Below are 9,503 nucleotides of genomic sequence, written 5' to 3'. Positions count from 1 at the left end.
ATATTTAATTTGGTTAGCATAGGTATAATTATATACCGGAATTGGGTCACAGACATAGTTCTGTGGCTCTTTTTTTTATAAAAGAGGAGTGAAATCCGAAGATTTCACTCCTTACCTTTTTAGGGGAGTTTTTTAACAGCCCCTTATTTTTTCTATTATGGTGCGTCTGGACTATGTCCGCTGTTTCCGTATGGTGGAATGTCATCTATAGACTGCATATCATCCTCATCTAACTCGAAATCAAATACCTGAGAGTTTTCTACAATACGCTCTGGAGTAACTGATTTTGGAAGAGGGATAACTTCATGCTGGATTTCCCATCTAAGTATAATCTGAGCTACGGACTTTCCATGTTTAGCAGCAAGCTCCTGAAGCACTGGGTGAGAGAGTGATTTGCCACGACCAAGTGGTGACCATGCTTCTACAATTATTCCCTTGTCTTGGCAGTAGTCTACTGTGTCTTTCTGTAAAAATCCCGGATTGATTTCTATTTGATTTACAGCTGGAATTACATCCATATCTATGATGGTATCAAGATGATGAGTAAGGAAATTGGATACGCCAATAGCCTTTACACGACCAGATTTATAGATTTCCATCATTGCTTTCCAAGTTTGTCTGTTGGTGTTTACCCAATCGTCGTCAAAAGCAGAGGATGATGGCCAGTGAACTAAATATAAATCAAGATAATCTAGTGTCATTTCTTTCATGGTACGCTCAAAGGCTGCAAGAGTTTTATCGTAACCAAGCTCTGTTTTCCATACCTTGCTGGTGACAAAAATCTCGTCTCGTTTTGCATGGCCAGCATTAATAAAATCTGTGATAGCAGTAGAAACATCTTTTTCATTCTCGTAAAATGCTGCAGTATCTATATGGCGATAGCCTTTATCCAATGCAAGCTTAACCGAATTGTAAGCTTCAGCCGGGTCCTTGATTTTATAAGTGCCATAGCCAAGCATTGGAATGGATGTACTATTATTAAGCTGCTTTCGTGTTGTAAGTGACTCCATAAAAACCTCCCTTAAAAAATTTGATTTCATCATAATTTGCATCAAACCATTCTAATATTAGCACAATGACTGTGTAATAATCCACAGGGATTCTGATAGATAGTGGAGTATGAGGCTATATTGAGAGTTGAATTTTGTATTTGTAATTGGGATATCGCAAAATACTTGTGATGTATGATATTTTGTTAGTCTGAGATAATGAAATTGTTTTATTAACCTATGATTCCGTCCGTTAAGTAAAAAGCGTTATAAAAAGATGGAGTAATGCAGAGTTATTAATAAATATATTGACAAAAACAAGAGAAAAGATATATAATTTTGAACGGTTGATTATTATTTAATATTTTATAACGAAAGGAACGATAATGAAAAAGAAATTAGTAATGGCATTAATGGCTATGGTAGTTGCAGGTACAACAATTGCAACATCAAATACAGCTGAGGCGGCAGGTCTGACACAGGCTGGAGATCCAAGTATGGTAGAATATTGCTACATGCCAAATGAAGCAATCCCTATTATTGAAAGCATGTTTGACTTTGAATACTACAAGGCTCAGAATCCAGAATTAGTGGAAGCTCTTGGAGATGATTATCAGACTTTATTTGAGCATTTTTATAAATGTGGAATTTATGAAGGAAGAACATGTAATCCTAATTTTGATCCTGCAGCATATGCATCAGCTTATACAGATTTAGATTTTTCAGATAAACCAAATCCTATTTTAAACTATTATATGCACTATGCATTAATTGGTTCAAAGGAAGGGCGCGATATAACTACACTAGAGGCATGTGCTAATGCAGGAATCACTGTTACAGCACTATTTGATGAAAGTGTAAAGATTACACCTGATGCATATATCGTTGCAAATATTTTAGGAATTTCTAATTATGCTGATGTTCAGAGATCTCTCACAACATCATTGGTCGCAGCGTCAAAAAATAAAGGTGCTGCAATGGCTAGTTCAAATTCAGATGCTGTTGTAGTAATAACACCTAAGGGTGATTCTCAGGCAATGGAATTATGTAAGGGCTTAACAAAAGTTAGAGAGATTCAGGCTGATGGTTGTCATTACTATTTATGGGTTGATTATACTGGTGATGCTTATAACGTAAGATATACATATTGGGATAGAAATGGTGAAAATCTCTCTAGTGGTACAGAACTAGAGATTGGAAACTATAATAGTGAAGATCAGCTAGGCTATGTAAAAGTATATCTTTTGTATGGTGTTGATGAATATGGTGAGGAATATCTTGGAGCTACAGATGCCGGTGTTGCATTTAATGATGTGGTTGAGCAGCTAAGAAAAAATTCTTCATACTTCGATCCAGAAGTTGTACGAACAGTATATATGTATGATGAAATCATTAGTTCTGAAGATGGAAACTATAATATTTGTATTGATTCAGAAGGTACATCAGAGACACCATATACTATTTCAGTAGGCATCATTGATTCTGATGAAAATGGATTTATTCTTGCAACAGGTATTTATAATGAGAATAATCAGTATGCTTTATATCGAGAGCATAGAATTGATTATTATTCAACACAGAATAATAATGAGGAGAGCACAGTTAATACATCTGTAGAGACTACAACAAGCACAGATAATACAACATCAAATAGCACAAACACAGAAACAACTTCAACTACAGAAGCAGCTTCAGAAGGAACTTCAGAGGTAACAGACAACACTACTTCTGCAGAGAACACTTCATCTACTGAAGTAACAGATAATACTTCATCAAATGAAGGTACAGACTCTACAAACAATTAATAATTAAATTCTAAAGGGTACAGCTTTTGCTGTATCCTTTTTTCTATACTAGCTATTGCGAAAGTAGGCCATGTAGGCAATAATATATAAAAGTAATCTTGTGGGGTATAAAATCAAGAACTTCATAAGAATGGTTATAACCAGACAAGTATTAGTAACTAATAAAAATAGACAATGGGAGGTAGCATTATGAAATTATTAAATATTGAAACAATTCCAGGACAAAACTACGAGGTAGTAGGATTAGTAAAGGGTACCATTGTTCAGTCAAAGAACTTTGGTAAGGATTTTATGGCAGGCATGAAAACTCTTGTAGGTGGAGAAATAAAGGGTTATACAGATATGCTTATAGAGGCTAGACAGATTGCCACAAAGAGAATGGTTGATGAGGCTGAGCAGCTTGGTGCAGATGCAATTATAGGAATTAGATATTCATCATCATCTGTAATGCAGGGCGCAGCAGAGATTTTGGCTTATGGAACTGCAGTAAAGTTCATTTAAGATTAAATTGATGACAGAATGGATAGAGGATAAGTTATGGCAGGAATATTATATGGAGTAGGCGTTGGTCCAGGAGATTCAGAATTATTGACGTTGAAAGCTGTTAGGACCCTTAAGGAGGCAGATATTATTTGCCTTCCTAGAGCTGATAAGGAACAATGTAGAGCATACCAGATTGCTTTGCCAGCAGTACCAGAACTGAAATACAAAAAGATAATTAGCTTAGATTTTGAAATGACAAAGGATGAAGCTGAGCTTGAAAGACTTCATAGTGATTTTTATCAGAAGTATCGAAAATTGCTAGTTGATGGATTTGATTTATGCTTTTTGACCATCGGAGATCCAACTGTCTATTCAACCTTTGGATACATAATGAAGTACGCCAAGAAGGACGGAATAGAAGTTGAGGTTATAAATGGCATTACTGCTTTTTGTGGGTCAGCTGCTTCATTGGGTATGGTTTTGGCAGAAGGTGACGAGGATATTCATATCATTTCAGGTCAGAAGAATCTTGATGATGACTTGAAGCTTTCTGGCACCAAAATAATAATGAAGAGCGGTAGGAATATTGCTCAGATAAAAGAAAAGCTGGTTGAGCTGGAGGCTGAAGGAAAAATTAACGTATATGCGGTAATAGACTGTGGCATGGAGACGGAAAAAATATTCAACAGTGCAATGGCTATTCCTGACAATTCTAGATATATGATGACTATTATTGTGAAAGAATGTAAATAAACAATAGGAAAAAGTATTGAAAGAGTTTAACAAAGCCTTAGGTAATTTTATAAATGATGCAGCAGTCGGTGGTGCCATTAGGCATTTGGCGGATTTGGGATATTCTATTAGTCAAATAGAAGCCCAGCTGAATTATCCTATCTCAAAGAAAAAAATAGCAGAGGTTATGTGGGAGCATTTCTTAAACACAGGGAAGATTTCCATTGAGGAGCCAAAGCCTGTCCATGAAAAGGTGTCTTTTGTAAAAGAACAGGATGAGTTTGGACGAATTAGCTTTAGAAGAGTAGCTGAACAAATAGATAACTCAAAACGTAAATACGTTAAATGTGACTATGGCGTTAAACTATATAAAAATACTGATGAGTTTACAAGCTGGCTAGAAAGCCTAGATATAAATGACAGTGAATACATAAAGCTGATGCCATGGCCATTAACTCCTGTTTATCATGAATTAGATGACAGGATGAAGAGAATAGAGCATAAATAAAAGGTGGACTAGAAGTCCACCTTTCTATTTTTATTCCATCTAATAATGGCTACACAAATGATTATGGCGTATCCAACTATACTAAGTGACACTGGAACCTCTCCTAGGAAGAAAATGCCAAGGAGAGCAGCAAAGATTACCTGAGTGTAGTCAAACACAGATATATCCTTTGCAGGAGCATATTTGTAGGCATTGGTTATTGAAAATTGTCCTAATGATGCAGCAATACCAGCCATTAATAGGCAGCCCCACTGATAAGCTGTCATAGGAACATAATTGGTTATTAAATAAGGTAGTGTTAAGAGGCATGAGAAAAGAGAAAAGCACATTACTATAACAGGTGCCTTAACTCCGTTTTTACCCATTTTTCTAACAAATACATAGGCAGTGCCTGCTCCAAATCCACCGAAGAGTCCTAGTAATGCTGGTAATACTGCAGAAAAATTACCTGATGGACGTATGATAAACAGCGCTCCGATAAAGGCAATTATTGTTGTAAATATGTCAAATTGATTTGGTATTTCTTTCAATATTATAATAGATAAGAGAATCGCGAAAAAAGGAGAGAGCTTGTTCAACATATTTGCGTCGGCAATTCCCAAGTGGTCAATGGCATAGAAATTAGCAAGAAGGCCAAGGGTTCCAGCGAAACATCTGCAGAACATATCAAGTCTGTTTCCTTTTCCTATGACGAATTTTTCATGTGAACGTAAAAGAATAGCGAAAGCTACAACAAGTGCAATTGCATTTCGAAAGAAGGCTTTTTGCATGGTTGGCAAATCTCCAGAGATACGAACAAAAAATGTCATTAGAGAAAAGCCAAAGGCTGCAAGTAAAATGAATATTATTCCTTTTATACTGTTTGAGTGCTTCATATGTTGTCAATATCCTTTCCAGTAAAAATCTTTTGACAGTAATTATAGTGATAATATAAGAGGATGGCAAATATGCCATCCCCAAATTGTCTTTAGAATGTAATTGTACGAGGTGCTTCAGTAAATGATGAAATAGTTGCTGTAGCGTTCTTGAAGTAAAGAACCTCAGTGTTATCATCCTCTGCTGAATACATGTTTTTAAGTGAAGGATGAGCATCAAGCATGCTCTGTTTAGCCTCAATGCGGTCATCGCGAACAAGCTCTCCAGCAACTCTAATCCATTTTCCCTCAGCCATACCACAGATTTCAACCTTAGGATTCTTCTGAATCTGCTTTGATACCTCTTTTGTCTTTCCAGTCTGAATATAGAGCTTGCCATCAAAGATGTTAGCTGTACCGAAAGGACGAACTCTTGGCTGATCTCCCTCAGCTGTTGCTAAATAATAAGTACCACATTTCTTAAGAAACTCACAAACTTCTTGCATAATGAACCTCCTCAAACAATTAATTGCATACAATTAATCATATACAATTTATCTAAATAATCAAGCTTTGCCATATAATAAATTATGTGCAATAATTGAGCCACTGGTATTATTATGATATGAGGTGAAAATCGATGGATGAAAGATTAAAAAGGCAAATGGATTTTGCCCTTGAAATAGATAAGGAAAAAAATATTTTTCGACAAACACATTTATCAGGGCACGGTAGGAATGAGAACGACGCTGAGCATGCCTGGCACATGAGTATTATGGCTTATTTACTCAGAGAGTATTCAAATGAAGAAATAGATATAGCAAAGGTAATGCTTATGTGTTTGATTCATGATATAGTTGAAATTGACGCTGGGGATACCTATGCATATGATGCTGAAAATCTAAAAACTCAAAAGGCAAGAGAGGATGCAGCAAAGGAGCGAATTTTTTCTATTTTGCCTGAGGATCAAAAAGAAGAGTTGATTGGACTCTTTGATGAGTTCGAAGCTTATGAGACAGCTGAATCAAAATTTGCTCATGCAATGGATAATCTTCAGCCACTTATGCTTAATAATAGCAATGGTGGAGCTGACTGGAGACAGCATCAGGTTTGTTTATCTATGGTTTATGGGCGCCAAAGCAAAACAAAACTCGGATCAGAAAAACTTTTTGACCAGGTAACAGACAAAATAATCAAAGAAAACATAGAAAACGGCAATATCAAGCCAGAGTAGAGAAAGAGGTTTATATATGAAGGCTCTTATAGCTATGAGTGGAGGCGTGGACAGTAGTGTTTCGGCTCTATTAATGAAGGAAAAAGGATACGATTGCATAGGCTGTACAATGAAGCTTTATGCAAATGAGGACATTGCCTGTGATGCCTCAAATACATGTTGTTCCTTAGATGATGTGGAGGATGCAAAGTCGGTTGCTAGAAGACTTGGCATGCCACATTATACATTTAATTTTCAGGATAAATTTAGAGAAACTGTAATAGGAAATTTTATAGATTGCTATGAAAATGGTATGACTCCAAATCCATGTATTCAGTGCAACAAGCATATGAAGTTTAGCGAATTGTATAGAAGGGCTTTGGAGCTTGGATGCGACAAGGTTGTTACTGGCCATTATGCAAGAATTCGTAAATGCGATAATGGATACCAGCTTTTAAAGGGACTTGATGATAATAAGGATCAGTCTTATGTGCTTTATGCAATGACTCAGGAGGAGCTTGCCCATACTGATTTCCCACTGGGAGAGCTTAGCAAGGATGAGGTTAGAAAAATTGCAGAAAGCAATGATTTTATTAATGCTAACAAGCCTGATAGTCAGGATATCTGCTTTGTTCCTGATGGGGATTATGTTTCTGCCATTAAACGCTTTACTGGAAAGGAATACGCTCCTGGAGATTTTGTTGATGCACAAGGTAATGTTTTAGGCCAGCATAAGGGCGTCATAAGCTATACAATTGGACAGCGAAAGGGACTTGGAATTTCGGCCGCATATCCTTTATACGTTACTAAGCTTGATATGGAAAACAATAGAGTTGTTTTAGGTAAAAATGAAGACCTGTTTTCAAAAGAGGTTTATGTAGAGGATATTAACTGGATAAATCCAGATGCTCAGGCTGATAAATTTCAGTGTAAAGCAAAGGTCAGATACAGAATGACAGAGCAGCCTTGCACAGTGGAGAGAATTGGCGATACAAAAGCAAAAATAACCTTCGACGAGCCTCAAAGAGCAATTACTCCAGGGCAGTCTGCTGTATTTTACGACGGAGATGTTGTCCTTGGGGGAGGAATTATAAAAGCAGGCTTGTTACCCGACTAGAGATTGTATATAATTATGGTAATTATGTGTTAAAAAGGTAAACAAGAGGAATTAGATTTTTAATGAACAGTTCACAAAAAAAGAAAGTATTCTGGATGATATTTTCTTTGTTTCTTGCTGGACTCACAATTTGGGCAGTTTTAAAGCAGAGCGAGGATATGTCTCTGGCAAAATTGCTTCAGATAGTGGATGGAGCAGACAAAAAATGGGTAATCGCATCTATGATTTCTGCAGTATTATTTGTTTTTTTTGAAGCAGTTGCTATCTGTTCCATATTAAAAGAAATATCCTTTAAAACCAGTTTATCCAGAGGCTTTTTGTATAGTACGTCAGATATTTATTTTTCTGCCATTACTCCATCAGCTACTGGTGGTCAACCTGCCAGTGCATTTTTTATGCTCAAAGATGGGATACCTGTGGGAGTAGCTTCTGCTACGCTGGTTCTTAATTTAATGATGTACACAGCTGCCATTATTTTCCTTGGCATGATAGCTGTGATAGTTTCGCCACATATGTTTTTTGAATTTAGGCTGACTTCAAAAATCTTTATTGGCGCAGGCTTCATAGGATTGACTCTTTTAATAATATTCTTTTTAATTGTACTTCGCAGCGGAGACAAAGTATTTGATGTTCTAAGAAACTTTCTTAGGTATTTACATAAGAAAAAGCTAGTACATAGGCTAGATCATAAAATAGAAAAGCTTAACAAAATCCAAGATGATTATGATAACTGTTCGCAGTTAATGGCTGGCAAATCATCAATTATGCTCAAGGCATTTTTCTGGAATGTTGTTCAGCGTTCTTGTCAATTAATTGTGCCTTCGTTGGTTTATATTGGATTGACTGGAAATGGTAGTCATTTCATGACATTGTTCTTTAAGCAGTGTCTCATTACGATTGGCTATAATTTCGTTCCAATACCAGGGGCAATGGGTATTGCGGATTACCTTATGATTGATGGATTTTCTAGTATCATGACCAAGGGTGCAGCCTTTGAGTTAGATATGATTAGCCGCGGTATTACTTTTTATATTTGCGTAACTCTCAGTGGACTTATCACACTTGTGGGTTATATGAAAGGGAAGAAGAGATATGATAGGAGTTTATGATTATACGGTCGTTTTGACGTATTTATCAACAATATCAGGAGTTATTGGAATTATTATTGCAACTACGGGAATAGGACACCCATATTGTGGTACATTGTTCCTTATGATTTCTGGTTTACTTGATGGTTTTGATGGCAAGGTTGCACGTACAAAGCGCAACCGTTCAGATTTTGAAAAACGTTTTGGAGTACAGATTGATTCATTATCAGATTTGATTTGTTTCGGTGTGCTTCCAGCATCAATTGGTTTGGCGCAGCTTAGATGCAGTGGTCGACTTATTGACCTTGGACGTGGAGTTGAAAAGCCAGACAATTTTGCTTTATTGCTTTTGCTTATTTCTATTGCTGCGTTTTATGTTTTATCAGCATTAGTTAGATTAGCATATTTTAATTCTACTGAGGATGAGAGAGCAGAAGAGGCTAAAATAAAAGGTAAGGAATACTTTACTGGTATGCCAGTTACAGCGGCAGCATTGGTATTCCCTCTCACATTAGTGTTACACTGGTTCATTGCCAAGGTTGATCTTACTATTTTTTATTTTTGGTTGTTATTTATTATGGGACTTTTATTTGTAGCAAATTTCAAGGTTCCAAAGCCAAACAAAAAACAGTTTGCAGCTATGATTGTTATTGGTTTATGTGAGTTAGTTGGCGTTCTTTTGATTCTATTTGGTTAAATGAGTACATTAAATTT

The 9,503-nt window shown here is 36.3% G+C and carries 11 protein-coding genes; 8 read left to right on the top strand and 3 right to left on the bottom strand.

The genetic code is table 11. The features are described 5' to 3' along the window. Positions 1 to 155 precede the first annotated feature (155 nt). The gene (locus tag E7276_RS03690; RefSeq protein WP_294213869.1) at positions 156 to 1,010 is read right to left on the bottom strand and encodes an aldo/keto reductase; all 855 of its coding nucleotides are present in this window, start codon (positions 1,008 to 1,010) and stop codon (positions 156 to 158) included. 365 nt (positions 1,011 to 1,375) lie between these two features. Here E7276_RS03690 and E7276_RS03685 point away from each other — a divergent pair, with 365 nt between their 5' ends. The 4 genes from E7276_RS03685 to E7276_RS03670 all read left to right on the top strand — a co-directional run bounded on the left by E7276_RS03685 (position 1,376) and on the right by E7276_RS03670 (position 4,517). Beyond that, complete coding sequence (locus tag E7276_RS03685) at positions 1,376 to 2,794, top strand: hypothetical protein (RefSeq protein WP_294213866.1); 1,419 nt, start codon at positions 1,376 to 1,378, stop codon at positions 2,792 to 2,794. Positions 2,795 to 2,983: 189 nt separating this feature from the next. Further along, positions 2,984 to 3,295, top strand: coding sequence for a YbjQ family protein (locus E7276_RS03680; RefSeq protein ID WP_294213864.1), 312 nt, complete (start codon positions 2,984 to 2,986; stop codon positions 3,293 to 3,295). A 36-nt stretch (positions 3,296 to 3,331) separates the two neighbouring features. Beyond that, positions 3,332 to 4,030, top strand: coding sequence for a precorrin-2 C(20)-methyltransferase (cobI, locus tag E7276_RS03675; RefSeq protein WP_294213862.1), 699 nt, complete (start codon positions 3,332 to 3,334; stop codon positions 4,028 to 4,030). Between the two features lie 16 nt (positions 4,031 to 4,046). Then, entirely contained in the window at positions 4,047 to 4,517 is a 471-nt protein-coding gene (locus tag E7276_RS03670; protein WP_294213860.1) for a hypothetical protein, read from the top strand. A gap of 8 nt (positions 4,518 to 4,525) precedes the next feature. Here the strand turns inward: E7276_RS03670 and E7276_RS03665 are convergent, their stop codons facing one another. Next, complete coding sequence (locus E7276_RS03665; protein WP_294213858.1) at positions 4,526 to 5,392, bottom strand: DMT family transporter; 867 nt, start codon at positions 5,390 to 5,392, stop codon at positions 4,526 to 4,528. Positions 5,393 to 5,484: 92 nt separating this feature from the next. Beyond that, positions 5,485 to 5,877: a pyridoxamine 5'-phosphate oxidase family protein gene (locus tag E7276_RS03660; protein ID WP_294213856.1), complete on the bottom strand. Its 393-nt coding sequence runs from the start codon at positions 5,875 to 5,877 to the stop codon at positions 5,485 to 5,487. Between the two features lie 134 nt (positions 5,878 to 6,011). Between E7276_RS03660 and E7276_RS03655 the strand changes: the two genes are divergently transcribed. The 4 genes from E7276_RS03655 to E7276_RS03640 all read left to right on the top strand — a co-directional run bounded on the left by E7276_RS03655 (position 6,012) and on the right by E7276_RS03640 (position 9,486). Then, a complete protein-coding gene (locus E7276_RS03655) occupies positions 6,012 to 6,605 on the top strand; it encodes an HD domain-containing protein (RefSeq protein ID WP_294213854.1) in 594 nt (197 codons plus the stop codon). Between the two features lie 16 nt (positions 6,606 to 6,621). Further along, positions 6,622 to 7,701 (top strand): tRNA 2-thiouridine(34) synthase MnmA, encoded by a 1,080-nt coding sequence (mnmA, locus tag E7276_RS03650; RefSeq protein WP_294213852.1) that lies wholly within the window; start codon positions 6,622 to 6,624, stop codon positions 7,699 to 7,701. Positions 7,702 to 7,763: 62 nt separating this feature from the next. Beyond that, the gene (locus tag E7276_RS03645) at positions 7,764 to 8,810 is read left to right on the top strand and encodes a lysylphosphatidylglycerol synthase transmembrane domain-containing protein (protein WP_294213850.1); all 1,047 of its coding nucleotides are present in this window, start codon (positions 7,764 to 7,766) and stop codon (positions 8,808 to 8,810) included. Further along, the gene (locus tag E7276_RS03640; RefSeq protein WP_294213847.1) at positions 8,794 to 9,486 is read left to right on the top strand and encodes a CDP-alcohol phosphatidyltransferase family protein; all 693 of its coding nucleotides are present in this window, start codon (positions 8,794 to 8,796) and stop codon (positions 9,484 to 9,486) included. Before E7276_RS03645 ends, E7276_RS03640 begins: the two co-directional genes overlap by 17 nt. Positions 9,487 to 9,503 lie beyond the last annotated feature (17 nt).

It is taken from the genome of Pseudobutyrivibrio sp. (assembly GCF_015057185.1).
Taxonomy (GTDB): Bacteria; Bacillota; Clostridia; order Lachnospirales; family Lachnospiraceae; genus Pseudobutyrivibrio.
The sequence above is the reverse complement of the archived record's forward strand: the minus strand, read 5'-3'. Positions and strand labels throughout refer to the sequence as shown.

Excerpts from the sequence above, each read along its gene's own strand:
- E7276_RS03690 (WP_294213869.1), bottom strand. The coding sequence starts at position 1,010 with ATGGAGTCACTTACAACACGAAAGCAGCTTAATAATAGTACATCCATT.
- E7276_RS03685 (WP_294213866.1), top strand. The coding sequence starts at position 1,376 with ATGAAAAAGAAATTAGTAATGGCATTAATGGCTATGGTAGTTGCAGGT.
- E7276_RS03680 (WP_294213864.1), top strand. The coding sequence starts at position 2,984 with ATGAAATTATTAAATATTGAAACAATTCCAGGACAAAACTACGAGGTA.
- cobI (WP_294213862.1), top strand. The coding sequence starts at position 3,332 with ATGGCAGGAATATTATATGGAGTAGGCGTTGGTCCAGGAGATTCAGAA.
- E7276_RS03665 (WP_294213858.1), bottom strand. The coding sequence starts at position 5,392 with ATGAAGCACTCAAACAGTATAAAAGGAATAATATTCATTTTACTTGCA.
- E7276_RS03660 (WP_294213856.1), bottom strand. The coding sequence starts at position 5,877 with ATGCAAGAAGTTTGTGAGTTTCTTAAGAAATGTGGTACTTATTATTTA.
- E7276_RS03655 (WP_294213854.1), top strand. The coding sequence starts at position 6,012 with ATGGATGAAAGATTAAAAAGGCAAATGGATTTTGCCCTTGAAATAGAT.
- mnmA (WP_294213852.1), top strand. The coding sequence starts at position 6,622 with ATGAAGGCTCTTATAGCTATGAGTGGAGGCGTGGACAGTAGTGTTTCG.
- E7276_RS03645 (WP_294213850.1), top strand. The coding sequence starts at position 7,764 with ATGAACAGTTCACAAAAAAAGAAAGTATTCTGGATGATATTTTCTTTG.
- E7276_RS03640 (WP_294213847.1), top strand. The coding sequence starts at position 8,794 with ATGATAGGAGTTTATGATTATACGGTCGTTTTGACGTATTTATCAACA.